20 protein-coding genes, 1 tRNA gene and 1 pseudogene are annotated in these 25,500 nt (G+C 61.5%); 13 read left to right on the top strand and 9 right to left on the bottom strand.

The window, feature by feature from the left end; translation table 11 throughout:
- Positions 1-33: 33 nt before the first annotated feature.
- Together ACHHRT_RS11625 and leuB are read right to left on the bottom strand one after the other, a co-directional pair.
- Positions 34-1,818, bottom strand: coding sequence for a YcaO-like family protein (locus ACHHRT_RS11625; protein WP_395499940.1), 1,785 nt, complete (start codon positions 1,816-1,818; stop codon positions 34-36).
- A 47-nt stretch (positions 1,819-1,865) separates the two neighbouring features.
- Positions 1,866-2,939: a 3-isopropylmalate dehydrogenase gene (gene leuB, locus ACHHRT_RS11620; protein ID WP_395499939.1), complete on the bottom strand. Its 1,074-nt coding sequence runs from the start codon at positions 2,937-2,939 to the stop codon at positions 1,866-1,868.
- A gap of 236 nt (positions 2,940-3,175) precedes the next feature.
- Between leuB and ACHHRT_RS11615 the strand changes: the two genes are divergently transcribed.
- Entirely contained in the window at positions 3,176-3,484 is a 309-nt protein-coding gene (locus ACHHRT_RS11615) for an alanine-zipper protein (RefSeq protein WP_395499938.1), read from the top strand.
- 22 nt (positions 3,485-3,506) lie between these two features.
- On the opposite strand, the gene ACHHRT_RS11610 is transcribed toward ACHHRT_RS11615, so the two are convergent.
- The 4 genes from ACHHRT_RS11610 to ACHHRT_RS11595 form a co-directional block, all read right to left on the bottom strand.
- Complete coding sequence (locus ACHHRT_RS11610; RefSeq protein WP_395499937.1) at positions 3,507-4,538, bottom strand: L,D-transpeptidase family protein; 1,032 nt, start codon at positions 4,536-4,538, stop codon at positions 3,507-3,509.
- A 20-nt stretch (positions 4,539-4,558) separates the two neighbouring features.
- The gene (locus ACHHRT_RS11605) at positions 4,559-5,467 is read right to left on the bottom strand and encodes a TIGR01777 family oxidoreductase (RefSeq protein ID WP_395499936.1); all 909 of its coding nucleotides are present in this window, start codon (positions 5,465-5,467) and stop codon (positions 4,559-4,561) included.
- 127 nt (positions 5,468-5,594) lie between these two features.
- A tRNA-Gln gene (locus ACHHRT_RS11600) sits at positions 5,595-5,668 on the bottom strand.
- Positions 5,669-5,731: 63 nt separating this feature from the next.
- The gene (locus ACHHRT_RS11595; RefSeq protein WP_395499935.1) at positions 5,732-6,817 is read right to left on the bottom strand and encodes a disk-shape morphogenesis protein volactin; all 1,086 of its coding nucleotides are present in this window, start codon (positions 6,815-6,817) and stop codon (positions 5,732-5,734) included.
- 204 nt (positions 6,818-7,021) lie between these two features.
- On the opposite strand from ACHHRT_RS11595, the gene hrpA reads away from it, so the two are divergent.
- From hrpA to ACHHRT_RS11565, 6 genes are all read left to right on the top strand, one after another.
- The gene (gene hrpA, locus ACHHRT_RS11590) at positions 7,022-10,828 is read left to right on the top strand and encodes an ATP-dependent RNA helicase HrpA (RefSeq protein WP_395499934.1); all 3,807 of its coding nucleotides are present in this window, start codon (positions 7,022-7,024) and stop codon (positions 10,826-10,828) included.
- Between the two features lie 86 nt (positions 10,829-10,914).
- A complete protein-coding gene (locus tag ACHHRT_RS11585; protein ID WP_395499933.1) occupies positions 10,915-11,337 on the top strand; it encodes an Hsp20/alpha crystallin family protein in 423 nt (140 codons plus the stop codon).
- 3 nt (positions 11,338-11,340) lie between these two features.
- Positions 11,341-13,767 carry an endopeptidase La gene (gene lon / locus ACHHRT_RS11580; RefSeq protein WP_395499932.1) on the top strand — a complete coding sequence of 809 codons (2,427 nt, stop codon included), beginning with the start codon at positions 11,341-11,343 and terminating at the stop codon, positions 13,765-13,767.
- Between the two features lie 16 nt (positions 13,768-13,783).
- On the top strand, positions 13,784-14,617 hold the full coding sequence (gene ispH, locus ACHHRT_RS11575) for a 4-hydroxy-3-methylbut-2-enyl diphosphate reductase (protein WP_395499931.1): 834 nt from the start codon (positions 13,784-13,786) through the stop codon (positions 14,615-14,617).
- A gap of 12 nt (positions 14,618-14,629) precedes the next feature.
- Positions 14,630-15,733: a signal recognition particle-docking protein FtsY gene (gene ftsY, locus ACHHRT_RS11570; RefSeq protein ID WP_395499930.1), complete on the top strand. Its 1,104-nt coding sequence runs from the start codon at positions 14,630-14,632 to the stop codon at positions 15,731-15,733.
- Positions 15,730-16,590 carry a TerB family tellurite resistance protein gene (locus ACHHRT_RS11565; RefSeq protein ID WP_395499929.1) on the top strand — a complete coding sequence of 287 codons (861 nt, stop codon included), beginning with the start codon at positions 15,730-15,732 and terminating at the stop codon, positions 16,588-16,590. Before ftsY ends, ACHHRT_RS11565 begins: the two co-directional genes overlap by 4 nt.
- On the opposite strand, the gene ACHHRT_RS11560 is transcribed toward ACHHRT_RS11565, so the two are convergent.
- Both ACHHRT_RS11560 and glgB read right to left on the bottom strand, forming a co-directional pair.
- Positions 16,562-16,768, bottom strand: coding sequence for a hypothetical protein (locus ACHHRT_RS11560; protein ID WP_395499928.1), 207 nt, complete (start codon positions 16,766-16,768; stop codon positions 16,562-16,564). The genes ACHHRT_RS11565 and ACHHRT_RS11560 overlap by 29 nt on opposite strands.
- A gap of 3 nt (positions 16,769-16,771) precedes the next feature.
- Positions 16,772-18,991 carry a 1,4-alpha-glucan branching protein GlgB gene (glgB, locus tag ACHHRT_RS11555; RefSeq protein WP_395499927.1) on the bottom strand — a complete coding sequence of 740 codons (2,220 nt, stop codon included), beginning with the start codon at positions 18,989-18,991 and terminating at the stop codon, positions 16,772-16,774.
- Between the two features lie 256 nt (positions 18,992-19,247).
- Here glgB and ACHHRT_RS11550 point away from each other — a divergent pair.
- From ACHHRT_RS11550 to ACHHRT_RS11525, 6 genes and pseudogenes are all read left to right on the top strand, one after another.
- Positions 19,248-19,430, top strand: a pseudogene (locus ACHHRT_RS11550) (YqgE/AlgH family protein); the annotation flags it as partial.
- Positions 19,431-19,467: 37 nt separating this feature from the next.
- On the top strand, positions 19,468-21,459 hold the full coding sequence (locus ACHHRT_RS11545; protein WP_395499926.1) for a BCCT family transporter: 1,992 nt from the start codon (positions 19,468-19,470) through the stop codon (positions 21,457-21,459).
- A gap of 44 nt (positions 21,460-21,503) precedes the next feature.
- A complete protein-coding gene (locus ACHHRT_RS11540) occupies positions 21,504-22,517 on the top strand; it encodes a porin (protein ID WP_395499925.1) in 1,014 nt (337 codons plus the stop codon).
- 142 nt (positions 22,518-22,659) lie between these two features.
- Entirely contained in the window at positions 22,660-23,337 is a 678-nt protein-coding gene (locus ACHHRT_RS11535) for a hypothetical protein (RefSeq protein WP_395499949.1), read from the top strand.
- 114 nt (positions 23,338-23,451) lie between these two features.
- Positions 23,452-23,757: a helix-turn-helix domain-containing protein gene (locus ACHHRT_RS11530; RefSeq protein WP_395499924.1), complete on the top strand. Its 306-nt coding sequence runs from the start codon at positions 23,452-23,454 to the stop codon at positions 23,755-23,757.
- Complete coding sequence (locus tag ACHHRT_RS11525) at positions 23,754-24,971, top strand: type II toxin-antitoxin system HipA family toxin (RefSeq protein WP_395499923.1); 1,218 nt, start codon at positions 23,754-23,756, stop codon at positions 24,969-24,971. Before ACHHRT_RS11530 ends, ACHHRT_RS11525 begins: the two co-directional genes overlap by 4 nt.
- Positions 24,972-25,216: 245 nt before the next feature.
- On the opposite strand, the gene ACHHRT_RS11520 is transcribed toward ACHHRT_RS11525, so the two are convergent.
- On the bottom strand, positions 25,217-25,500 hold a 284-nt coding region (locus ACHHRT_RS11520; protein WP_395499922.1), incomplete at its 5' end, for a hypothetical protein.

Raw genomic sequence — 25,500 nt, 5'->3', positions numbered from 1 at the left:
TGGGCCGCTAGCAGCCCGTTTTTCAACGGGCTGCTAAGCCTCCGACTGGCGAAGGGCGAACAGCTCATCCAGGTGGGTGCGGGCGAACTCCAGGGAGGGGTCCATGGTCAGGGCCACCTGGAAGTTGTGGGCCGCCTCCTCGTGGCGCTCCAGTTTGCGCAGATTGACCCCCAGGTTGGCGAAATCGATGGCCGAGGCCGGGTTCAGCTCCACGCTGCGGCTGAAATGGCGGACGGCGGTTTCATAATCGGCGAGCTTGTAGTGGCAAAAACCCAGCAGGTTGTGCAGGTCCGGCCGTTCGTCGTCCAGTTCGATCCCCCGCCGCAGCACCGTAATCGCTTCCCGGTACTCTTCCATATCTTTAAGGCAGTCGCCCATGAAGGAGTAGATATAGGGCAGATCCTCCCCTTCCGGGTTCAACTCCAATGCCCGCTGGAAATGGGCCATCGCCTCCCGGTGGCGCTGGAGGGCCATCATGTTCTTGCCCAGGTAGAACTCGACGAAATAAGCTTGGGGCAGCACTTGCCCCATCCGGTTGAGCTGGGCGATCTGCTGGTCCGGATCCTCGATCTGCTCATGCACCAGCTTGGCGGCAAACAATCCGGCGTTTTTGCTCATGGAGCGCTCCCGGAAATGGGCGCCGGGCACGATGGTGTAGATGGCCGGGACCTGCAGATCCTGGTGACGCACATCGATCAGCAGCACCTCCATCCCCAGCCGGGCCAGGGCCGCCAGGCAACGTTCGATCTCCACTTTCATGTTGTGGTCGGAGAGATCGGGTAAGTCGCTCAACTTAACGGTGCGGCCCGGATTGACAATATATTCCACCTCATCCAGCGACAAGGGTTTGGGCAGGCCGCTGGCCACATAGTTGGCCTTGGAATGAAAATCGCCGGCCAGCTGGGCCACTTCGGTAAGGGCCCGGATCAGGGCCTTGTTGGGTTCCGGAGTGGTGCCGGCGGTATAGACGATCTCGCTGGTCTCGGGAAAGGTCGATGGATCGATGGCCATGGCCGCCACGGTGGGAATCCCGGTGTCCAGGGTGAAGTCATTGAGATAAACCTGAATCCCGTGGCGGGTGAATTTCTGCAGCAGTTCAACGGCCACCGGGTCGCTGATCGAACGGTGGTCGATCAGCGGCGCCTTGATTCGCTGATGGGTCACCAGGGCGCAGACGTGACGCTCGACGATCTCGCTGATTCCCTGGAGAATGGCTTCCTCGTAGGTGTTGCCGGCGGAAGGTCCGTTGAATTCGTTGATGGCGTAAAACCAGGAGAAGGGGGCCAGGACCATCTCTCCCCGGTTGAGATTGGTGGCCCAGGCCCACTGGATGGGAATATCGGCGATCAGCCGTTCCAGGGTTTCTTCCGAAGTGGTCTCATCGTGGACCGATTGCAGCAGGCGCGCCAGCGGCAGCAGCGGCAGCCCCTCCGCCCGCAGCTCCGCCCAGGTGGCCCGGATAAAGTTGGCCGGATTTTTTTTGAAGCTGAAGAAGCTGAAGCGTTCCGCCAGCTCCATGCAGGCACTGGCCTGGGATTGGGCCGGGGTGCTGCCCTTGCCCATCTGTTTTTTGTTGCCGATGGTATGATAGGCATCCTTGCCGCAAACGCTGAAGTAGACCGGAATATCCAGGCGACCGGTGTCGATGCGGCGGACGTCGTTTAAGATATCCAGTTTGACCTCGGCCAGTTTCTGCTTGAAGCGGGCCACGGTTTCCTCGGGGCTGCAGACCTTGTCCTGGTCGTAGGTGTAGGATTTGAGGCAGTCGCCGTAGGTCACGGGAGCCGGTACTGGGGGGCGGGGGTGATTCCTGGTCATGGCTGTCCTGTTGCTTGGTTTTTGCCGGGGGTGGTGGGAGCGGCCCTTTACAGGGAAGCAGCGATGGCGTCTCCCATCTTTTCGGTGTTAACCGCCCGGCTTTTGTCCACCGCGATATCGGGAGTATGGATCTCCCGGGCCAGGGTGGCGGCCACTGCCTGTTCGATGGCCGCCGCCGCCTCTCCCAACTGGAAGCTGTAACGGAGCATCATGGCGGCGGAGAGGATCTGGGCGATGGGGTTGGCGATCCCCATGCCGGCGATATCAGGGGCCGAGCCGCCGGCCGGTTCGTAGAGGCCGAAGCCTGATTCGTTGAGGCTGGCCGAGGCCAGCAGCCCCATGGAGCCGGTCATCATCGCGCACTCATCGGAGATGATGTCGCCAAACATGTTGCCGCAGAGCAGGACGTCGAACTGATGGGGGTTGCGGATCAACTGCATGGCGGCATTGTCAACGTAGATATGGTTCAGGGTCACGTCGGGATAGTCGGCGGCCACCTCCTTGACCACCTCCCGCCAGAGGACCATGGTGGTCAGCACGTTGGCTTTATCCACCGAGGTGACGATTTTGCGGCGCAGGCGGGCGGCCTCGAAGGCCCGGCGGGCGATGCGGTCGATCTCCCGGCGGCTGTAAACCATGGTGTCGTAGGCTTTCTCTTCCGGGCCGCTGCCCTCCCGGCCTTTGGGCTGGCCGAAGTAGATATCTCCGGTCAGTTCGCGTACCACCAGCAGGTCAAAGCCATTGCCGACGATATCGGCTCGCAGGGGGCTGGCGGCCGCCAGCGAGGGGAAAACCTTGGCCGGGCGCAGGTTGCAGAACAGTTCGAAGGTTTTGCGCAGGGGCAGCAGGGCCGCCCGCTCCGGCTGCTCTTCCGGGGGCAGGCTTTCCCACTTGGGGCCGCCCACCGAACCGAAAAGGATCGCGTCGCTGTTCCGGCACAACTCCAGGGTCGCGTGGGGCAGGGCCCGGCCGTGGTTATCGATGGCGCAACCGCCCACATCGGCGTACTCATAGCTCAGGCTAAAATCGAATTTCCGTTGCGCCGCATCCAGCACCTTGATCGCCTCGCGCATCACCTCGGGGCCGATGCCGTCACCGGGCAGAACCGCAATCTTCTTCATATTGTCTACTCCCTGGGTTTTAATGGTTGATGTTGTGGCCGGAACATACAGGATAACCGGCTTATTCTTCAAGCAGGTTGTGACTTAAGAACCTTTTTTTGGTTTTATGGCGGAATCTGTTTGCGTTCCCCCATTTTTCGTGCGAAGATTTGTTTACTGTTATTTTCCCTTTTCGGTGTTCAGGCCCGCGGTTGCTTCGTGGACTGAAAAAAAAATTAATTATCAGGAGGTTGGAGATGAAAAAAACGGTACTGTTGTTTGCGGGCTTGTCCCTGTTTGCCCTGTCCGGTTGTGCCACCACCCAATATGTCGATGACCGGGTCGCGCCCTTGGAGTCCAGGACCAGCGCGATCGAGAAGCGTCTCGATGCCCTGGAAAACCGGATGAATAGCCTGGAAACCACCGTGGATGCCCAAAAAACCTCGGCTCAGGATGCCAAGATCAGCGCTGATCGGGCGGCGGCCCGGGCGGAAGCCGCGGCGACCAGGGCGGAAGAAGCCCTTGATAAATCCAAGAAGGCTTTGGAGTTGCAGCAGAAAAAATAAGCCCCCCTTGATGGTCGCGCCCCTAAAGTTTATTGCCCCCTGGGGCGCGATCATCTCCCTCCGCCCGTAGTTCTCTTCGCTCCTGATCTATTCTCACCGGCACCCCCCTTTTTCCCCTGACCGCATTAAGTAGTCGTCCCAGGTCGGCGCTCTCCACGAGATTTTTTTGCTGGAGGAGCTCCTGGGCCCTGAGCAGGTAGTCGCTGTTGCTCATGCTGTTGTCGGGATGGACCTCGACATAGATCTCATCCATGCGGACTCCAACCTTGAGGGATTGGCGCACGATACGTACCGGGGTCTGCAGGGGGGTGATCCGAAAGAGCAGGGGGATATCCTCGGGGTAGAGCCTGACGCAGCCATGGGTGGCTCGGCGGCCGATGGACCAGGGCCGGTTGGTACCGTGGATAAAGTAACTGCTCTGGGAGAGTTGCAGGGCGTGGCTGCCCATGGGGTTGTCCGGTCCCGGCGGGATCACCCGCTGCAGATAGGGGCGTTTTTGCCAGATCGACAGTGGAACCGTCCAGTTGGGCTCGGTCAGCTTGGTGGTAATGGTGAAATCCCCCGGCGGGGTTTCGCCATCGGTGGCTCCGATTCCCACCGGGAAAGTGATCACCAGGTTCTCTTCCCCTTCCTGAAAAAAATAGTAGAGCCTTTTTTCCGCCAGGTTGATCAGGATGCCGTGCCCAAAGGGGGCCTCGGGCAGTACCCGGGCCCCGGGGATCACTACTTTGGCGCCATCCCCCGGCAGGAGGGGGTCCAATGCCGGATTGGCCATGGCGATCTCCCGGTAGCCCAGCCCGTAGTCGCGGGCGATCTCAAGCAGTGACTCCCGGCCCTTGACCCGGTGCTCCCGTTGGGAGCCGATCACGCTCCAGCTTTGCCGGTCGTAGGATTGGGTGGTGGCGTGGGAGAGCAGCACTTGCTCTTCGGTTTGCTCCGCGGAGGTGGAAGGATTGACGGGGGTGGCCGCCAGAGATGCCGGCGGGGCCGTTACCAGCCAGGGCAGCAGGGCAATGGTTGCCAGCAGGACCCGGATTTTTCTTTTTTCAGCCATCTTGGTTTTCACGGGGAGAATCAGCCGACCAGATCACCCAGGGCCTGGTCGATGCGGGGAAAGCGGAAAGAGAACTTCTGCTCTTCCAGGATTTCCGGTTTAACCCGGCAGCCCCGCAGCAGCATGGAGCTCATCTCCCCCAGCAGCAAACGTAATAGAAAACCGGGTACCGGCAGCAGGGTGGGGCGCTGCAGGGCCCGGCCCAGGGCCCGGGTGAATTCGGCATTGTTCAGCAGTTGGGGGGCGGTACAGTTGACCGGTCCGGAGATGGTCGGCCGCTCGATGAGAAAGGAGTAGATCTCCACCAGGTCAGCGAGATGGATCCAGGGAAAGCCCTGCTCTCCACTGCCCAGTCTTCCCCCCAGGCCCAGGCGGAAGGCCGGCAGCATCTTGCTCAAGGCGCCACCCTGGTCGCCCAGGACCACGCCCAGTCGGGTGATAACCACCCGGTGGCCCAGCTTTTGGGCGGCCATGGCCTCTTGCTCCCAGGCCTGGCAGACCTCGGCCAGAAAATCATTGCCGGGGGGGGAACTTTCGCTCTTGGGCTCATCGCCGATGTAGCCATAGTAGCCGGCGGCGCTGGCATTGATCAGGGTTCTGGGGGTGGTCGGGTCGACGGTGGCCAGGGCTGCCACCAGATTACGGGTTGAAAGAACCCGGCTTTCCACAATGATCCGCTTGGCGTTTTCGCTCCAGCGGGTGAAAATGGAAGCCCCGGTCAGGTTGATGATCACGTCCGAGGCGGCGGCGGCCTGCTGCCAGGGGCCGGGCTTGGTGGGGTCGCCGTTGACGATGGTGGCTGCGGCGGGAAGGCCGGCGGCCCGGTTCATGGAACGGACCAGGATGCTGACCTGGTACCCCTTGCTCAGCAGGTGTTGGGTCAGGGCACTGCCGACAAATCCTGTTGCTCCCACCAGAAAGATGTTCATATCTTCATTATTGCGTGGTTAATGAAAACTTGGCAACGGGAGAACCGACCGGAACGGCGAGGGGGTCACGCCGGTCGGTCGGCTGAAAAGGGGGGGCAGCACCGGCCGCGCCCCCTTGGGGTTTACTTGGCTGGGGGACAGGGATTCGAACCCCGACAGGCAGAGTCAGAGTCTGCAGTCCTACCATTAGACGATCCCCCAGCACGTTTGGGAAAGGAACCGCCTTTATAAAAAGCCGGCGCTGGGATGTCAAGACAATTTGCCTCAGACCTCCTCGGAAAGCGCCATGACCATGGCCCCCTTGGCCGTGGTGTTCAGCGGATCTTCGGCGATTCGTACCTCGGAAATCTCAATCGGCAGATTGACGTTGCCCAGCGCCTTTTCGAAATGTTCCCGGAAACCGCCGGGCAACACGGTGCCACCGGCTAAAGCGATGGGAATCGGCTTGGCGATCTTGGGAATTTTTTCCGAGGAGTGCAGCACATCCTGCAGGCTGTGGAGCAGGCTGTTGAGCAGGTCGTCGTAGTAGATATGCAGGGCGGCCTCGGTGCGGTTTTTCGGCCCTCTGTTCAGGCGCAGGCTGCCCTCTTTGATGGTTTTGATCTTGGTGGCCGGTTCGCCCACCGAGGAGCCAACCATCTGGTCGATATAATCGCCGCCCTTCTGGATGCTGTAGGTGATGACCGGCACCGACAGATAGGAGAGGCAGACGTTGCACATCCCGCCCCCCATGCTGATGCCGATGCCGGTGAAATTGTCCTCGGCCAGCTCCGACATCACCGTGGCCAGCCCTTCGTTGATGGAGATCGGCCGGAAGCCCAGGGAGGCCAGGAACATCTTGATGATCGATTCGTGGTAGATCACCGAGTTGGGGCTGTCGAGGGGTTGACCGGGCACGCTGAAGCAGATCGCCTCGCCCTGTTTCTGGGGCTTGTTGATCAGGGTGTTGATGATCGCCTGCAGCACCGTGATCCCTTCATCTTCCCGGGAGCTGAGCAGGCCCTTCTCCATGGTGCGGCGGGTGTTGGTGTTGAACATGTTGGCGAAATGCTCGGCGGAATAGCCGAGGATGTAAAACATGCCGTTTTTTTCGAAGAAGGTGACCTCGTTCTTCACCAGAATTTTCTTGGTGAACTTGGCGTAGGGGATGGTGAAAAAGGCGTTGAGCTGCTTGACGGTGTGGATATTTTTCCCAGTGTTCTGGGCCATCACGATGTGGCTGGTGCCGATATCAAGTCCCACCGGCCCACTGGGGCGCTCCGCTTCCTCGCCGATCCCTTTCTCCCGTGAAACCACGGTTTTTTGCGAGGCTTTGATCGCGCTGTCCACGTTACCCATTTCATCCATCATCGCTTCTCCTCCTTTTGCTTGGCCAACGTTTACGCCGCCTTGTTGTTCAGGAACAAAGAGTCAAGATTTTCGGACCAGGTCATCAGGTCGGAGCGGTTTTGGTCGAAAATCCCTAGCATTGTACTTTTGGTGTGGTAAAAATTCTAGCTTATTTTTCAGGCCAACCGCTGGTTGGCGCGGTTCCACGCAAGGAAATTTTCTTCGATGCCATCCATGCCCCACGAATATCCCGTCGATCTCGACCTGACCCTGGCCCCGGAACTTCCCGTCAGCGGCTGCCGGGAGGAGATCCTCGCCGCCATGGCCGCCTCCCAGGTGGTGATCATCTCCGGGGAGCCGGGCAGCGGCAAAACCACCCAGATTCCCAAGCTTTGCCTGCTGGCCGGGCGCGGCCGCCGGGGGAAGATCGGCTGCACCCAGCCTCGGCGGATCGCCGCCATGGCCATGGCTTCCCGGCTGGGGGAAGAGCTGGGTACCCGGGGCGGCCGGCTGGTGGGTTACCGGGTTCGCTTCAGCGACCACACCAGCCGGGAGACCCGGGTCAAATTCATGACCGACGGCATCCTGCTGGCCGAGGCCCAGGGCGACCGGGAACTCAGGGATTATGACACCATCATCGTCGACGAGGCCCACGAACGCAGTTTGAATATCGACTTTCTGCTGGGAATTCTTAAAGATCTTCTGGCTCGGCGCCCCGAATTGCAGGTTATTATCACTTCGGCCACCATCGATACCGGCAAATTTTCCCGCCACTTCAACGATGCCCCGGTGATCGAGGTTTCCGGCCGGACCCACCCGGTGGAGGTTCGTTACCGGCCCTGGCGGGAAGGGGAGGGGGAGGGGGAAAGCTACGTCGAGCAGGCGGTGGCGGCGGTTAGCGAGATCGTGCGGGAGGGGAGAGCTGGTGATATTCTGCTTTTTCTCCCCACCGAACGGGATATCCGGGAGACCCAGGAGGCTCTGGCCGGGGCGCTGGGCCGGTCCGGCCAGGGGGGGAAATCAGCCGGCGGGGGTGAAGTGATCATGCCGCTCTATGGTCGGCTCTCTCCCGCCGAGCAGACCAGGATTTTTCGCCCGGTCAAGGGGCGCAAGATCGTGCTGGCCACCAATGTGGCCGAAACCTCGATCACCGTGCCGGGGATCCGTTATGTGGTCGATACCGGTCTGGCCCGGATCGCCTCCTACAATCCCCGGGCCCGGACCCACAAGTTGCCGGTGGTTCCCATCTCCCGTTCCAGTTGTGACCAGCGGGCCGGGCGCTGTGGCCGGGTCGGACCCGGCATCTGTATCCGGCTCTTCTCCCAGGAGGATTATGACAACCGCCCCCTCTACACCGCCCCGGAGATTGTCCGCTCCAACCTGGCCGAGGTGATTTTACGGATGGTGGCCCTGAAACTGGGGGAGCCCGCCGATTTTCCCTTTGTCGATCCACCCTCCAGTCGCGCCATCAAAGATGGTTATCAGCTCCTGGCCGAACTCGGCGCCATCGAGGAGGTGGCCGGTCAGGGAGCCGGCCGGCCGCCGGTCAGACTGAGCCGCCGGGGGCGGCTGATGGCCCGCCTGCCCCTGGACCCCTGTATTTCGCGGATGATTATCGAGGCCAGGGAGAATAACGCCCTGCGCGAGGTTTGCGTTATTGCCGCCGCCCTCAGCATCCAGGATCCGCGTCTGCGGCCGCCGGAGAAGGAGAAGGCGGCCGATGAGGCCCATCGCCCCTTTATAGATCCCCGGTCCGACTTCCTCGCCTACCTCAAGATTTGGGAAACCGCCCGGGCGGTGGCGGTCCAGACCGGCAGCGCCGGCAAGATGCGCAAGTTCTGCGCCGGTCATTTCCTCTCCTGGCAACGGTTGCGGGAGTGGCAGGATATTCACGAGCAGATTTTGCGAATTCTGGCCGATGAGCGGGGTTTCAGTCCCAATGAGGTTCCGGCCACCCCGGCGGCGGTGCATCGCTCCTTGCTCAGCGGTAATCTGCGCAATATCGCCTTGAAAAAGGAAAAGAATCTCTACCAGGGGGGCGGGGGGCGCCAGCTGATGATCTTCCCCGGTTCCGGCCTGTTCAACCGCGGCCCCCAGTGGCTGATGGCGGCGGAACTGGTGGAGACCAGCCGGCTTTACGCCCGGACGGTGGCGGCCATCGAGCCGGAGTGGATCGAGCCCCTGGCCCGTCCCCTGATGCGCTACAGCTACAGCGATCCCCACTGGGAGAAGCGCCGGGGCCAGGTGGTGGCCACAGAGCGGGGCACCCTTTTCGGTCTGCCGGTGGTGGCGGGGCGTAAAATCCCCCTGGCCCGGATCGATCTTCCCGAGGCCCGCCGCCTCTTTATCCAGGCCGCCCTGGTGGAGGGGGAGCTGCGGGGAGAGTATCCCTTCCTGAGCCACAACCGGGAGCTGCTCGCCCGGCTGCGGGATCTGGAGGAGCGCAGCCGCCGCCGGGATCTGCTGGTGGATGAGCAGGTGATCTTTGACTTTTACGAGAGCCGGCTTGGCCCCGAGGTTTATGACCAGGCCAGCCTCAACCGCCTCTTGAAAAAGCAACGGGGGGACCAGTTCCTCCGGCTGGCCGAGGAGGAGTTGATCCGGCGGGAGCCCGATGATGATCTGCCCGAAAAGTTTCCCTCCACCCTCCAGCTCGGCGAGATGACCCTGGACCTCTCCTACTGTTTTGAGCCGGGGGCCGAGCAGGATGGGCTCACGGTGACGGTACCGGTTCACCTGGCCCCCCACCTTCCGCCGGAGGCCTTTGAATGGTTGGTGCCGGGGATGCTGGAGGAGAAGATCTTTTTTCTGCTCAAAAATCTACCCAAAACCCTGCGCCGGCCCCTGGTTCCCATTCCCCAAACGGCGGCGGAACTGACCCGGGCCCTGCTGCGCCGGCGGAGAGAGTCCGGGGCCGGCCGGACCCCGGAGGCCCTCTGCGCCGCCCTGGGGCGGGAGATTTATGAAAGGTATGGTTTGCGGATTGCCGGGACGGCCTGGCCCCAGGAGCAGTTGCCCCCCCACCTGCGTTGTCGCTTTCGCCTGGTGGATGAGGAGGAGCGGGAGCTGGCCGCCCACCGGGAGCTGGCGGTGTTGGTGCGGCGGGAACCGGGGGCGGCCGCCCCCCTGCCGGCGGCTGATCTGGAAGCGATCCGGCGCCGCTACGAACGGGAAGTCCCCAATCCGGCCGCCCTGCCGGAGCTGCCGTCCCGCTTGCCCCTCACCGGGGCCGACGGTACTTTGCGGGCCTACCTTTTTCCCGGTCTGGTGGAGGAGGGCGGCCGGATCTGGCTGCGACTGTTCAGCCAAGAAGCCCCTTGCCGCGCAGCAACGGTCAGCGCCCTGCTGAGCCTTTATCGCCAGGAATTTTCCCGCCAGTTTAAAATGGTCCGCAAGGATTGCCGACTGCCCCGGGACCAGTGGCTGCTTTACCAGGGGCTGGGGGGAGTCGATGGGCTGGAGGATCGCTTTTTTGCCTTTATCCTGGGCGAAATCTTCGCCCAGGGCCAGGGGGGGCTACCCACGGCGGCCGATTTTGCCGCCAAGGTGGCCCGGGTGCGGGAGCAGGGCTTTTATGCCGAGAGCCGGCGGCTGTTTGAGCAACTCCTTGAGCTGCTGGGCCACCGTCGGGAGGTGCTGGATTATTTGGCCCGTCTGCCCGCCGAGCTGGGGGAGGAGCTGCGGCGCCGTTTGGAAGAACTGATGCCCGCCGATTTTCTGACCCGTTACCGGGCCGAGGACTTGCCCCGGTTGCAGCGCTACCTCAGGGCCTTGCGGGTGCGGGCGGAACGGGCCTATGCCATGCCGGCCAAGGATCACGCCAAGGCGGCCCTGTTGGCCCCCTTCAGCCAACGCTTGAGTCGCTACCCCGAGGGCGGGGAATATTCGGCGACGAAAGGGGCGCTGCTCAAGGAGTACCGGCTGATGCTGGAAGAGTACGCGATCAGCCTTTTTGCCCAGGAACTCGGGACCCTCTTTCCCGTCTCCCCCAAGCGCCTGGAGGAGAAATGGCGGGAGATCGAGCAGGCTTAATTTGCTGTTCCCGGCTTGACATCGCCGGGTTCAGTTCACATTGTAGACGGAATGTGACGGTTGATTTAACGAGGAGCGCTACTGCCATGGATGAACGGAAAAAACGGGCCCTCCCGCAGGGAGGTCCGGCCCGGATGGCCCCCGGTCTGGGACAGCGGGGGGTGAGCCCCTTCGCCGGTGAGCCTTGGGCGGTGCCCACCGATATCTATGAGACCGACCAGGCCTTTGTGGTTTATCTGGATCTGGCCGGGGTGGAACCGGCCGCCATTCAGGTGGTCGTCGAGGAGACCAGGCTGACCGTCTCCGGTGAACGGCACTACTCCCCGCCGGAGACGACGCGCCGGGTCCATCAACTGGAGATCGAACAGGGCCGTTTTGCCAAACGGATCAATCTGCCCACCCCCATTGATGTTGAGGCCGCCGAAACCAGGCATCGCCATGGTTTTTTGATGGTTGTCCTGCCTAAACAGCGTTCCCGCCGCGTAAAAATAGAGGTCCGCCAGAGGTAGCTTATGACTGATAAAGAACAGGATTCCAAAAAGATTAATCCCGCCAACCTGCCGGTGCCCGATGAGTTGCCGGTACTTCCCCTGCATGGTTTTGTCTTTTTCCCGGGGATGGGGTTTCCCATGCAGATCAGCCATCCCTCCTCCAAGCAGCTGGTGGATGACGCAATTCTCAAGCATCGGCTGGTGGCGGTGGTCACCCACCGCCGGGTGGAGGAGGAGGCGGGTGCTGGCGGCGAGGGGGATTCCGAGGCGGTGATCGATCCCACCCGCGGGGGCGACGGCCGGGTCCCCAATCCCGACCATCTCTATCCGGTGGGAGTGGTTGGTTATATTCATAAGCTGGTCAAGTCCGAGGATGGGGTTTATCAGGTATTGATCAGCGCGGTGAAAAAAGTGCGGCTGGGGGAGTTCACCCAGCGCGAACCCTATCTGGTGGCCAAGGTGGTCCAGGTCCCCATGGAGGATGGAGGGGGCCAGGAGGCCGAGGCGATGCTGCTCAACCTTCGCAACCAGTTCAAGCGGATGGCCGAGCTGGGGGGCACCCCCACCGAGCTGGCCATGACCGTCAACGCCCTGACCAACCCCTTTTATGTGGCCTATCTGGTGGTTTCCCAGGTTGGGCTGAGCCTGGAGGAGGAGGAGGAGATCCTGGAGATCGATGATCTCAAGACCCTGCTCAACCGGGTGGGGCGGGAGTTGAACAAAAAACTGGAAACCGTGGAGATGAGCCACGAGATCCAGAAAAATATCAAGCAGGATATGGACAAGAAGCAGCGGGAGTTTTACCTCCGCGAGCAGCTCAAGGCGATCCGCAAGGAGCTGGGCGAGGAGGATGAAAATCTCGACCTCAAAGAGCTGCGGGAAAAACTGGCCGAGACCGAACTGCCGGAGGAGGCCAAAAAAACCGCGGAAAAGGAGCTCAACCGGCTGGGCCGGATCTCACCCTCCTCGCCGGAGTATACCGTCTCCCGCACCTACCTGGACTGGATTCTCGACCTGCCCTGGCTCAAGGCTTCCGAGGACAATCTCGATATCGAGCGGGCCGCCAGGACCCTGGATGAGGAGCATTACGGCCTGGAGAAGATCAAGAAACGGATTATCGAATTCCTGGCGGTGCGCAAGCTCAAGCAGGATATGCACGGCCCCATTCTCTGCTTTGTGGGGCCCCCCGGGGTGGGGAAAACCTCGCTGGGCCAGTCCATCGCCCGCAGCATGGGGCGTAAGTTCGTGCGGATCTCCCTGGGCGGGGTACGTGATGAGGCCGAGATTCGCGGCCACCGCCGCACCTATATCGGGGCCCTGCCCGGGCGGATTATCCAGAGCCTGCGCAAGGCCGGCACCAGCAACCCCCTCTTCATGCTCGATGAGGTGGATAAGCTGGGAATGGATTTTCGGGGCGATCCCTCCTCGGCCCTGCTGGAGGTCCTGGACCCGGAGCAGAATTTTTCCTTTTCCGACCACTACCTGGAGATCCCCTTCGATCTCTCCAAGGTGATGTTTATCACCACCGCCAATCTGTTGGATAATATCCCCGGTCCCCTGCGCGACCGGATGGAGGTGATCGAGCTTTCCGGCTATACCGAGGATGAGAAGCTCCATATCGCCCGCCGCCATCTGCTGCCCAAGCAGATGGACGCCCATGCCTTGAGTATCGATGACCTCAAGCTGAGCGATGAGACCCTGCGGGAGATCATCCGCTCCTATACCCGGGAGGCCGGGGTGCGTAACATGGAGCGGGAGATCGGCGGGGTTTGCCGGGGGGTGGTCAGGAAGATCGTCGAGGGTCACAGCGGCCTGATCGAGGTGGCGGTGGCCGATCTGGCCGAATATCTGGGGCCGGCCCGTTTTTTCTCCGAAAGCCAGGCCCGGACCTGGGGGCCGGGGCTGGCCACCGGTCTGGCCTGGACTCCGGTGGGGGGGGCCCTGCTCTTTATTGAGACCGCCAAGATGAAGGGGAAGGGTGGGCTCAACCTCACCGGTAAACTGGGCGAGGTGATGAAGGAATCGGCCTCCGCCGCCCTGACCTATATCCGCTCCCACGCCAAGGAGCTGGGGATTGATGAAAAAGTTTTCGCCCAGAGCGATATCCATGTCCATGTGCCGGAAGGGGCGATCCCCAAGGATGGACCTTCGGCCGGAGTGGCCATGGTGGTCTCGCTGGTCTCTCTGCTCACCGGTAAACCGGTCAACCGCGATCTGGCCATGACCGGGGAGATCACCCTGCGGGGCGACGTGCTGCCGGTGGGCGGGATCAAGGAGAAGGTGCTGGCGGCGGTCCGGGCCGGGATCCACGCGGTGATCCTGCCCAAAATCAACGAAAAGGATCTGGTCGATCTGCCGGCCAGCGCCCGGGAAACCCTCACGGTGCACTTGGTTCATGATATCAACGAGGCCCTCAAGGTTGCCCTTACCGATGGGGGCAAGAAATGAAAAGGAAAAATCGCCCATGAAGGTTATATTGGCCAAGCATGCCGGCTTCTGCATGGGAGTGCGGCGGGCGGTGGAGACCACTTTGAAGTTGGTGGAGACTCGCCAGGCCCCGATCTCAACCTTCGGTCCCCTGATCCACAACCCCCAGGTGCTGGATATGCTGGCGGAAAAAGGGGTGCATGTGTTGGAGGAGGTGCCGGCCGACACCCGGGGCACGGTGGTGATCCGGGCTCATGGGGTGCCGCCGGCCCGCAAGAAGCATCTGGAGGCGAGCGGCGCGGTGGTGGAGGACGCCACCTGCCCGCGGGTGGTCAAGGTGCAGGCGATCATCGACAAATATCGCCGCCAGGGTTACACCACGGTGATCGTCGGTGACCGCGATCACGCCGAGGTGGAAGGGTTGATGGGCCACGCCGGCCGGGCCGGTCTGGTGGTCAGCCGGATGAGTGATCTCGATGGTCTGGAGTTGAGTCCCCCCTACATCGTGGTCAGCCAGACCACCCAGGACGAGGAGATGTTCCAGGCGATCACCGCCGCGATTCTCGAGCGTTATCCCGGCGGCAAGGTTTTCAATACCATCTGTGACTCCACCCATAAGCGCCAGGATGAGGTGCGGGAGATGTGCCACCAGGTGGATGCCCTGGTGGTGGTGGGGGGGCGTAACAGCGCCAACACCAAGCGCCTGGCCGAAATCGCCGACGGCCTGAACTGTCCGGTCTTTCTGGTGGAGACCGAAAGTGAACTGGATCCGGAAAAACTGAGGGCCTACCAACTGGTGGGGGTGACGGCCGGGGCTTCGACCCCGGCCTGGATTATCCGCGAGGTGGTGGAAACCCTGGAGTCAATATAGGACGGATAGACGATGCTGAGTTGGTTTAAAAAGAAATTGGGTGGGGGGGATAAGCCTGAAGCCGCCCCTGAAAATGAAGTTGCGGCCGTCCCCGTCCCCGTAAGCGCCCCGGCAAGCGTCCCGGCGGAGGGCGCGGCGGCTGCCGGTCCCTCGTTTCTGGGCCGGTTGCGGGAGCGGTTGGGCCGCACCCGGGAAAGTCTGGTCCAGCGGATGGACGAGCTTTTCCTGGGTAAGAAGGTGATCGATGCCGCCCTCTTTGATGAGCTGGAAGAGATTCTGATCACCGCCGATCTGGGCGCCGCCACCACCGCCGAACTGCTGGACCAGGCCCGGGCCCGGGTCAAGCGTGACGCCCTCAGCGATCCCCAGGCCCTGCGGGAGATCCTCCACCAGTTGATGCTGGATTACCTGGCCCGGGTTGATCGCCCCGCCGAGCTGGTGATGCCACCCTCCGGCCCCTTTGTGATCATGGTGCTGGGGGTCAACGGGGTGGGCAAAACCACCACCATCGGCAAGTTGGCCTGGAAGTTCAAGCAATCCGGCCAGAAGGTGCTGCTGGTGGCCGCCGATACCTTCCGGGCCGCGGCCATCGAGCAGTTGCAGATCTGGGGCAAAAGAGTGGATGCCGAGGTGGTGGCCCAGCAGCAGGGGGCCGATCCCTCCTCGGTTATTTACGATGCCTTCGACTACGCCCGGCCCCGGGATTTCGACGTGATTATTGTCGATACCGCCGGCCGCCTGCATACCAAGGTCAACCTGATGGAGGAGCTGCGCAAGATCAAGCGGGTGATGAACAAAAAGATCCCCGGCGCCCCCCATGAGGTGCTGCTGGTGGTTGATGCCACCACCGGCCAGAACGGGATCTCCCAGGCCCGGCTTTTTCACGAGGCGGTGGAAGTTTCCGGTTTGGCCCTAACCAAGCTGGACGGCACCGCCCGGGGGGGGATCGTGCTCAATATCTGCCGGGAGTTCAAGATCCCCATCCGCTTTATCGGGATCGGCGAGCAGATGGAGGATCTGCGCGATTTCGAGCCCCGGGAGTTCGTCAGCGCCCTCTTCAATCGGACTGGTAAGGCCCCTGATTCCGCCCCGGCCGCCGGCAGCGACGCCCCGTGATTATCTACCAGCGCCATGGCGGAGGGGCGACCCCTCCGGGTCCGGGTTGCGGCGGCTGCCTGCTGCTGCTGGTTATCTCCCTGCTGCTCCTGGGGGGTGCTCCCCTGCTGATCAATTTCTTCGGTATCCTGCTGTTGGCCCTGCTGCTGCTGGTTTTGAGCGTCATCAGCGCCTTCTGGGGGTTCTCCTGGTATGTGCGGCGCCAGATCAGGCGCTATGAGCAGTCCCAGAGCGAGTCCCACAATATCTTCGTCCATCAGCTGATCCATATCCTGGTCCGAATCGCCCAGCTGGATGGCACCGTCACCCGGGCGGAAACGGCGGCGATCAGCGATTTTTTTCGGGTCCACCTGGGTTATGGCCACCAGCAGCTGTTGTGGGTCAGGGAGCTGATTAAACAGGCGATGGCCTCCCCCCTGACCCTGGACGATCTGCTCACCGATTTCCGCCGCCGCTTTGGTTATGAGCCCCGGATGATCCTCCTGGAGCTGATCTACCGGGTGATTTACGTCAATGAGCGGGTCAGCGAGCAGGAGCTGGCCATTCTCCAGCGGATTGCCGATTTCCTGGAGATTGCCCCCCACGATCACCAGGCGATCCGGGCCAAGTATCAGGCCCGGGCCCGGGGGGTGGAGAGCGAGAGCGGGCGGGAAACCCGTTACTATCAGGTGCTGGGGTTGGCCCCCGGGGCCGATTTTGCCCGGATCAAGGCGGCCTACCGCGAGCTTAGCAAGCAGTACCACCCCGACAAGGTCAACCATCTGGGTGAAGAGTTCCGCCGGGTGGCGGAAGAGAAGATGAAAGAGATCAACGAAGCCTACCAGTACCTCAAGAAAAAGTTTCCGGGGTCCGGTTGACCCGGAAATTACGATCCAGGAAATCGCACTCGGCCGGGGAGAGGTCAAAGCGAATTTCGGCCTCGCGGATCAGCACGCAACGATCCTTTTCCGGGTTGTCCGACAGGCATTCGGCCACCCAGGCAATGGCCCGGCGCACTTTCTCCCCCGGCTGCTGCAGCTTGCTTCCCTCGCCCATGCTCTACTCCTCCCGTTTGAAAATCACCCCGCCCAGGGGTGGTACGCTGATCCGGATATGGCAGGGGGCCTGGCCGAATGGTTCGGCAATGGCGTCCCTGGCCTCGGGGTTGACGATCCCGCTGCCGCCGGCCTCCACGGTATCCGAGCAGAAAACCTCCCGGTAGCGGCCCGGCTGCGGGACGCCCAGCCGGTAGTTGTGGTGGACCTGGGGGGTGAAGTTGAAGAGACAGACCACAAAATCATCCCGGTTTTCGGCAAAACGGGCAAAGCTGATGATGCTGTGGTCCACATCGTTGAAATCCAGCCATTGAAAACCGGTATGGCCGAAGTCATCCTGCCACAGGGCGGGATGCTGCCGGTAAAAGTGATTCAGGGCCCGCACGAACTGTTGCAGTTGATAATGTTTCTTCTCCTGTTCCAGCAGATGCCAGTCCAGGCTGACCTTGCAGTACCACTCGGAAATCTGGCCAAACTCACTCCCCATAAAGAGGAGTTTTTTGCCGGGATGGGTCCAGAAGAAGAGAAAGAGCAGGCGCAGGTTGGCAAACCGCTGCCACTGATCTCCGGGCATCTTCTGCAGCAGCGAGCGCTTGCCGTGCACCACCTCGTCATGGGAGAAGGGGAGGATGAAATTCTCGGAGAAGGCGTAAAGGAGCGAGAAGGTCAGGGAGCCGTGGTGATACTTGCGGAAGAGGGGATCGGTGCTGAAATACTCCAGGGTGTCGTTCATCCAGCCCATGTTCCACTTGTAGCCAAACCCCAGCCCCCCCGCCACCGCCGGCTTGGAGACCCCGAAAAAGCTGGTGGACTCCTCGGCGATCATCATGATATCGGGGTGCTGGTCATAAACGATGGTGTTGAGATGTTTTAAAAATTCGATGGCCTCGATATTTTCCCGACCGCCGTACTCGTTGGGCACCCACTCCCCTTCCTTGCGGGCGTAGTCCAGGTAGAGCATGGAGGCCACCGCGTCCACCCGCAGGCCGTCGATATGGAAACGTTCGAACCAGAAGAGGGCGTTGGCCAGCAGAAAGTTGGTCACCTCCTTGCGGCCGTAGTTGAAAACCAGGGTGCCCCACTCCTGGTGGGAGCCTTTTCTGGGGTCCTCATGTTCGTACAGGGCGGTGCCGTCGAAACGGGCCAGGCCGTGGCCGTCGGTGGGGAAGTGGGAGGGGACCCAGTCCAGAATCACCCCGATTCCGTGGCGATGGCACTGATCGACCAGGTAGGCGAAATCGTCCGGGGTGCCGAAACGGCTGGTCACCGAGTAAAAGCCGATCACCTGGTAGCCCCAGGATTCATCCAGGGGATGTTCCATCACCGGCATGAATTCAACGTGGGTGAACCCCATCTCCAGCAGGTAGGGGATCAGGGCGTCGGCGATCTCCCGATAGCTCAAGAAGCGGGAGGGATCGGCGGGGTCGCGGCGCCAGGAACCCAGGTGCATCTCGTAGATGGCCAGCGGCTGCCGGTAGGTGGCTTGCTGGCGCCGGGCCGCCATCCACTCCTGATCACTCCATTGGAACTTGCCGATATCGTGGACCACCGAGGCGGTCTTGGGCCGAACCTCGCTGAAAAACTGGAAGGGATCGACCTTTTCCAGAATGGTGCCGCCTTGGCTGCGCAGTTCAAATTTGTAAGGCTCCCCCGGGCCGACCCCGGGCAGAAACAGTTCCCAGATCCCCGAGCCGCCCAGCACCCGCATCTGGTGGATGCGCCCATCCCAGTAGTTGAAGTTGCCGATGATGCTGACCCGGCGGGCGTTGGGGGCCCAGACCCGAAAGATGGTGCCGGCAACCCCGTCGATGGTGGCGGGATGAGCGCCCAGTTTTTCATAGAGGCGATAGTGGGTCCCGTTATTGAAGAGATAGCGGTCGTAATCGCCAAGTTGCGGCCAGAACCGGTAGGGATCGTGGAAGCGATGCTCGCTGCCGTCGTGAAAGCGGGCCGCAAAGCGGTAGGGGAAGTAATGGGTGCAGCCGGGCAGGACCAGTTCAAACAGCCCCTCCTCCCGGATCTTGTAGAGCTCCCGCCACTCCCCTTCGTCCTCGCCGCTGAGCAGGTAAACCGCCGTGGCCGTCGGCTGATGGCAGCGGATCACCGCTCCCGCGGGTTCGTCCGCTTCGCCGGGCTCCAGGAGGTGAAAGCCCAGCACCTGAAAAGGGTCGTGGTGGTCGGAGTTGATAACGCGATCGATATCCTGGAGCAGGGAGCCTCTCATCTTTGTCAGCCTGGGGTTGGGGTTGGGGGTAGGGGGGGCGGAAGGGTTCCGCACTCCCGTTTCCGGTCACCTGTTGTAGCACAGGTTGAAAGGGGCTGACAAGCATTGATAGCCTGCCTTGACGGAAGGCGATGGTCGATGCTACAGTGGGCAAGATCTTTTGCTTGCGGCAGCGCGCAGAATCGCCGACTTTTGCTCACAGGGTTCCCCGACCGTGGAAAATTTGCAGGGCCATTTCCTCATCGCCACTCCCCAGATGTCCGATCCCCGTTTTCGGGAGTCGGTGATCTATCTTTGTGTCCATAACCACGAGGGGGCCATGGGGCTGGTGATCAACCAGCCGGTCAAGGATGTGCGGCTGGAGGATATTTTCATTAACGCCGGAATTCCCCTGCCGGAGCGGCCCTTGGGCCGGGTTTACCTGGGCGGGCCGGTGGAGACCGGCAGCGTGACCGGTTCCGCCTGAGGAGAAAAGCATGAATGAAAAAGAGAAGGCGGTCGCGCCGGTTAAGATCCGGATCAACCCGCCGGTGTTTGTTATTTCCGCCGTTTTGACCGTGGCTTTTGTCGCCTTCGCGGCCCTGGCCACCGAAACCGCCGGCCGTCTGTTCTCCGCCACCCAGAGCTGGATCACCGAGTCCGCCGGCTGGTTTTATGTCCTGACGGTGGCCGGTTTTCTGGTTTTCGTGGTCGCTCTGGCGGTTTCCGGTTTCGGCCGGATCAAGCTGGGCAGTGACCACAGCGAGCCGGATTACTCCTACGGCTCCTGGTTCGCCATGCTCTTTTCCGCCGGCATGGGGATCGGTCTGATGTTCTTCGGGGTGGCGGAGCCGGTTATGCACTACGTCAGCCCGCCGGTGGGCCCACCGGAAACCGCCGAGGCCGCCCGTCAGGCCATGCGGATCACCTTCTTCCACTGGGGGGTCCATGCCTGGGCGATCTACGCGGTGGTGGCCCTCTCCCTGGCCTATTTCGCCTTCCGTCAGGGCCTGCCCTTGACCATCCGCTCCTCGCTCTACCCCCTGATCGGCGAGCGGATCCACGGCCCCATCGGTCACGCGGTGGATATCTTCGCCGTATTGGGCACCATCTTCGGGGTGGCCACCTCCCTGGGGTTGGGGGTGGTGCAGATCAACTCCGGCTTGCACTACCTTTTCGGCATTCCCACCGCCGTCACCACCCAGGTGATCCTGATCTTCGTGATCACCGCCATTGCCACCATCTCGGTGGTGCTGGGTCTGGATGGCGGTATCCGTCGGCTTTCGGTGCTCAACGTGGTGCTGGCTGCCGGCCTGCTGCTCTTTGTACTGGTGACCGGACCCACGGTCTTTCTGCTCCAGACCCTGGTGCAGAATACCGGGATGTACATCTCCTCTCTGTTTGAGATGACCTTCAACCTTTACGCTTATGAGCCCACCGACTGGATCGGCGGCTGGACCCTTTTTTATTGGGGCTGGTGGATCGCCTGGGCCCCCTTTGTCGGAATGTTCATCGCCCGGGTTTCCCGGGGCCGGAGTATCCGCGAGTTCGTGGTCGGGGTCCTGCTGGTGCCGGTGGGGTTCACCTTTATGTGGATGACCTTTTTTGGCGATACCGCCCTCCATATGATTATGGTCCAGGGGATCGGAGCCCTGGCCGAGGCGGTGGCCGCCGATACCTCGGTGGCTCTGTTCCAGTTCTTTGAATATCTGCCTCTTTCCGCCATCACCGCCCTGGTGGCCACCCTGCTGGTAATGACCTTTTTCGTGACATCATCCGATTCCGGTTCCCTGGTGGTGGATATCCTCACTTCGGGGGGGCATGAGGAGCCCTCCCCGGTCTGGCAGCGGATCTTCTGGGCGGTGGTGGAGGGGATCGTGGCGGCGGCCCTGTTGTTGGCCGGGGGGTTGGCGGCCTTGCAGACCGCCACCATCGCCAGCGCCCTGCCGTTCACCGTGGTGATGATTCTGATGTGCTGGGGCTTGCTGCGGGCTTTGCGGATCGAGGGAGTGAAAAGGATCAGTCTGCGCGAAGCCCGGGTTATGCCCCGGGGGCCCCACGCCGCCCTCAACTGGCGGCAACGACTGCGGGTCCTGGTCCATCATCCCAAAAAAGGCGAGGTCCTCGATTTCCTCGAAAATACCGTCAAGCCCGCCCTGGAGGAGGTGGCGGCCGAACTGCGGCAACAGGGGCTGACGGCCCGGGTCGAGGAGGGCGAGGATGGCCGGGTCTGGCTGGAGGTGGCGCGGCCGGGTGACGAGGTGGATTTTTTCTATTCGGTGCGGCCCCGGCCCTACGAACCCCCGGCCCTGGTGATGCGGGACACCCGCTCCGACCGGGTTGAGGCCCTCAAATATTACCGGGCCGAGGTCCATTTGCGGGAAGGGGGCCAGGACTACGACATCATGAGCTGGGGCAGGGATTACGTGATCAGTGATGTGCTGGAGCAGTACGAGCGGCACATCCACTTCCTGCTGAGCAATAAGTGAAAACGGATTTACCGCTAACTTTTTTATTTTAAGAGGAGGTTGTTATGGTTGGGCGTTGGTTCGGGGGGGTGCTGGGTTCCGGGCTCTGGCTGTTGAGCGGGGTCTCGCCGGCGGCGGCCCTGCCCCCGCTGGAGGGAGAAGATTACCGCCTGGAGTTCTATGGTTCCGCCCGGGTGCAGGTGGAGACGGTACGACCGGACAACCGGCGGGAGATGGGCTCCTACACCGGCTTTCGCGACGCCTATTCCCGGATCGGGGTCAGCGGCGACTATCTCCTCAGCCCGGAGGTCACGGTTTTCGGCCAGCTTGAACTGCCGCTGGACCTGGTCAACTGGGAGATCCAGGACCCCTTCGACCACAGCCAGGATGTTCGGGTGGCCAAAATCGGAGCCCGGGGCGATTTCGGCTCGTTTTCCTACGGCAAGATGTGGATGCCCTATTACAACGCCATCGCCTATCCGGTGGATATGTTCAGCAGCTACTACAGCGGTTTCGCCACCTTCACCACCTTCCGTCTCAGCAACACCATCAGCTACTACAGTCCGGAGTTCAGCGGCTTCTCCTTTGCCCTGGGCTGGAGCCACGATAATGGCGATGGTAACAGTGACCGGTTTCAGGCCACCGGCAGCTACTCCGTTGCCGATACCACCCTGGCGGTGGGGGTGGATCGGCTGCGGAAGGATTGGAGAATCTGGGGGATCTCCCTGGCCCACACCTGGCAGCAGTTCTATGTCGGGGCCAAGCTGGAGATCCATGACAGTGATATTGCCGGGGGTTACGGGGCCGACGGGGACAGCGCCATCAACCTCTTGGTCGCCTACACTCTGGGGCAAAACACCCTGAAGGCGATGCTGGCCGAGGTAGACCGTTACGGCGAAGAGGTGGTTCATCTGGGAGTTGACCACCAGTTCAACGACAGCCTGCTCTTTTTCGCCGAATACTACTGGGAGCGGGAGAGCGCCGCCATTACCGCCAAGCGCGACAGCGGCGAGGGCACCTGGCGGAGCAACTTTTCCGGCGGCCAGGTTTTTCTGGTGGGGGCCCGCTTTGACTTCTAAAGCTAAAACAGGGGAGCCAGCAGGTATCGGCCGCCGGAGAAAAGGAGGATGGCGGCCAGCACCCATTTGATCAGTTGGGCCGGGACGAACACCGGAAAATACATTCCACCGCCTCCCCGTCACTGTTTGCCAAAACGAAAAGATGAACCGGCGGGCAGACTATCAGGCCGTCCTTTTGGCGTCAACCGCGATTTGCGGCCGGAAGGGCCCCTGGCGATGGCCGTTGTTGTTTGTCGAGCCGGTCTTCCCGGCTGACCGCAACATCCTGGCGGATTCCGCCTGGCGGGCGATCCTGGAATATTTCACGGTAGCCACCCACATCGGCCTCACCGCCACCCCCAAGGAGACCAAAGAAGTATCCAACATCGACTACTTCGGCGAACCGATTTACACCTACTCCCTGAAACAGGGGATCGAAGACGGCTTCCTGGACGACTACCACAAGCACTGGTTCACCATCCTGGAGTTCAAGAAGGCCACCGAACTGTTCGCCGACCCCAAGTTCGACGGCGAACCGGTGCAGGTGCACCAGCCCAACCCCGGCGACCCCATGGTCCCGGCAGATGAACAGCCCGACGCCCAACTGCAAGACGAACTGGCCGCCCAACTGGCCGCCCAACTGGCCGCCGAAGCCGCCGACTCCACCGCCCAAGGCCACGACCAAACCACCCCTTGGCAAAGCGACGACCAGCACCCCACCGGCCCGCTGTCGCCAGGACCGGACCACCTCTGTCAAAATCCTCAACCTGGACCCCTTCACCAAACTGGGCTCGGACCTGGAACTGGTCGGCGCCTTCGGCGGCAAACTCGGCTACACTGAAGCGTTGATCGGCGACAGATTTCAAATCTGTCCCCCTGACGGGCGCTGGTTACAAGCCGGTTCTATATGCCAAAACATATTTTATTTTTTCTATATGTGTGATAGTATATAAAAATGATGGATGATATCGTCAAAAAGCTGCAAGCGGTGCGGAAAGCCAAGGGGCTGACCCAAGGCGCTTTAGGGGCCAAGATGGGTCTGCCGCAAAGTCACATCTCGCAAATCGAGGCGGGAAAGGTCGATATGCGCCTTTCCAGCTTTCTGGAGATGGCGCGGTTTCTGGATCTGGAGCCGGTGCTGGTCCCGCGGGCTTTGACGCCCGCCGTCCGGTCGCTGTTATCCGGCGACGAAGGGGGCCCGCAACCGGCCTGGCGGCCTGACGACATGGATGATGAGGACGAGAAGGAAGAATTGTCATGACAGCCGCGCTCGATATTTTCCTGAACGACACCCGGGCCGGTCTTTTAACGGAGCTGCCGGACGGGCGGATATTGTTCACTTTCGACGAAACCTATATCAACGACCCGGGCCGCCCTGTTTTAAGCCAATCGTACCTTGCCGCCGATGGTGCGCTTCTTACCGATACCAGGGCGTATAGCGTCAAGGCGCCGCCGTTCTTTGCCAATCTGCTTCCCGAAGGGCATTTGCGGGATTATCTGGCGGCGCGCGGCGGCGTCAAGCCAGGCAACGAATTTGCCCTGCTTCACCTTCTGGGTGAAGATTTGCCGGGCGCGGTGATTGCCAGGCCCGCGGCAGACTCTTCATGGCCAAAGGGCAGGGAAGAAAAGAGCCTGGCAGAAAAAAACGAATCAGGCCAGCCTTGGCGCTTTTCCCTGGCGGGCGTACAACTGAAATTCTCGGCGCTGATGGAACGGCACGGCGGCCTGACTATCCCGGCCGACGGCATGGAAGGGAACTGGATTGTCAAACTGCCGTCGCTCACCCACGACAACGTCCCGGAAAACGAGTATGCCATGATGCACATGGCCGGCGAGATTGGCCTGAAGGTGCCGGAGATTCGGCTGGTGCCGTTGTCCGAGATTGAAGGTCTGCCCGATTTCGGCAAGCTGCGCGGCACGCAGGCGTTGGCCGTCAGGCGTTTTGACCGGACGGAGGGCGGCTTGCGCATCCACATCGAGGACTTTGCCCAGGTTTACGGCATCTTTCCCGATCACAAATATGAAGGCGTGAGCTTTCAGAATATAGCCGGCATGGTTTGGACCCTGACCGGGGAGGAAGGTCTGCGCGATTATATCGCCCGTTTGGCTTACACCATCCTGACCGGCAACGGCGACATGCATTTAAAGAACTGGTCGTTCATCTACCGGGACGGCCGCACGCCCGAGCTGGCGCCGGTTTACGACATGGTTTCGACCGTGCCCTACATGCCGGGCGAAACGCTGGCCCTGAAATTCGTCAAAACAAAGGAGATGATGCTTTGCGACCTGCGGCTTTTTGAAAAGCTGGCCGGAAAAGCGGGCTTGCCGAAAAAACTTGTCCTGGATGCCGTCCATGAAACAGCAGCCAAAACGCGCCGCGTCTGGGCAGAGAATAAGGCGCACTACGCCTTACCAAAGGCCATTGAGACGATGATTGACCAACATATGAAAAGCGTCCCGCTGGCCGGTGGATAGACCGGGGAGGCTGGACCGGGGACAGATTTCAAAGCTGTCCCCTTGACGCTCTTGGTTGCCTGCGCCGCTACCTCCTCCTACACTCGGTGTCCGGAATCACTGGAATACGCAGCCGGGTCAGCGGCGGCGCTCAGGTTGACCGCTTCCCCCACCCCGGCCCGGCCAGGAAACCACCACTCTTCGCCGGCCGGGTGCGCGTAAATCCACCTGGTGTCGCTGCAGGAGTTGTCTTTGGGGACACTGCGCTACCGTTCTTGCGGCACAATAAACACCAAGCGGTCGGCGTCCCGCGCTTTCTTGCCGTCGTTGCGGGAGCCTTCAATTGAGAGCACCAGGGTGTTACGGCCCGGTTGGAGAGGAATTTCGACCTCTTCATCGCTGAAGGGTTGCGGAGAAAAAAGCCCGGTTACATCCTCCCGGTTAAGTTCCGCCGAGAAGGTGGTCGGATCGACAGTTCGGCCGTAATAAACGTGAACGGTATAGCTGTTTGCTCCGGGAGCAAGTTCAGTTTGCGCCTGGGTTGGCTGTT

This window comes from Desulfurivibrio modestus (assembly GCF_044068625.1).
In the GTDB taxonomy this organism is placed as follows: Bacteria; Desulfobacterota; Desulfobulbia; order Desulfobulbales; family Desulfurivibrionaceae; genus Desulfurivibrio.
This window is presented reverse-complemented; position numbering and strand designations above follow the sequence as displayed.

Coding starts and splice junctions, on each gene's coding strand:
- ACHHRT_RS11545 (WP_395499926.1), top strand. CDS start 19,468: ATGAATGAAAAAGAGAAGGCGGTCGCGCCGGTTAAGATCCGGATCAAC.
- ACHHRT_RS11615 (WP_395499938.1), top strand. CDS start 3,176: ATGAAAAAAACGGTACTGTTGTTTGCGGGCTTGTCCCTGTTTGCCCTG.
- ACHHRT_RS11560 (WP_395499928.1), bottom strand. CDS start 16,768: ATGGGCGAGGGAAGCAAGCTGCAGCAGCCGGGGGAGAAAGTGCGCCGG.
- ACHHRT_RS11530 (WP_395499924.1), top strand. CDS start 23,452: ATGATGGATGATATCGTCAAAAAGCTGCAAGCGGTGCGGAAAGCCAAG.
- ACHHRT_RS11585 (WP_395499933.1), top strand. CDS start 10,915: ATGGATGAACGGAAAAAACGGGCCCTCCCGCAGGGAGGTCCGGCCCGG.
- ACHHRT_RS11540 (WP_395499925.1), top strand. CDS start 21,504: ATGGTTGGGCGTTGGTTCGGGGGGGTGCTGGGTTCCGGGCTCTGGCTG.
- ACHHRT_RS11605 (WP_395499936.1), bottom strand. CDS start 5,467: ATGAACATCTTTCTGGTGGGAGCAACAGGATTTGTCGGCAGTGCCCTG.
- ACHHRT_RS11610 (WP_395499937.1), bottom strand. CDS start 4,538: ATGGCTGAAAAAAGAAAAATCCGGGTCCTGCTGGCAACCATTGCCCTG.
- ACHHRT_RS11595 (WP_395499935.1), bottom strand. CDS start 6,817: ATGATGGATGAAATGGGTAACGTGGACAGCGCGATCAAAGCCTCGCAA.
- glgB (WP_395499927.1), bottom strand. CDS start 18,991: ATGAGAGGCTCCCTGCTCCAGGATATCGATCGCGTTATCAACTCCGAC.
- ACHHRT_RS11535 (WP_395499949.1), top strand. CDS start 22,660: ATGAACCGGCGGGCAGACTATCAGGCCGTCCTTTTGGCGTCAACCGCG.
- lon (WP_395499932.1), top strand. CDS start 11,341: ATGACTGATAAAGAACAGGATTCCAAAAAGATTAATCCCGCCAACCTG.
- ACHHRT_RS11625 (WP_395499940.1), bottom strand. CDS start 1,818: ATGACCAGGAATCACCCCCGCCCCCCAGTACCGGCTCCCGTGACCTAC.
- hrpA (WP_395499934.1), top strand. CDS start 7,022: ATGCCATCCATGCCCCACGAATATCCCGTCGATCTCGACCTGACCCTG.
- ftsY (WP_395499930.1), top strand. CDS start 14,630: ATGCTGAGTTGGTTTAAAAAGAAATTGGGTGGGGGGGATAAGCCTGAA.
- ispH (WP_395499931.1), top strand. CDS start 13,784: ATGAAGGTTATATTGGCCAAGCATGCCGGCTTCTGCATGGGAGTGCGG.
- ACHHRT_RS11525 (WP_395499923.1), top strand. CDS start 23,754: ATGACAGCCGCGCTCGATATTTTCCTGAACGACACCCGGGCCGGTCTT.
- leuB (WP_395499939.1), bottom strand. CDS start 2,939: ATGAAGAAGATTGCGGTTCTGCCCGGTGACGGCATCGGCCCCGAGGTG.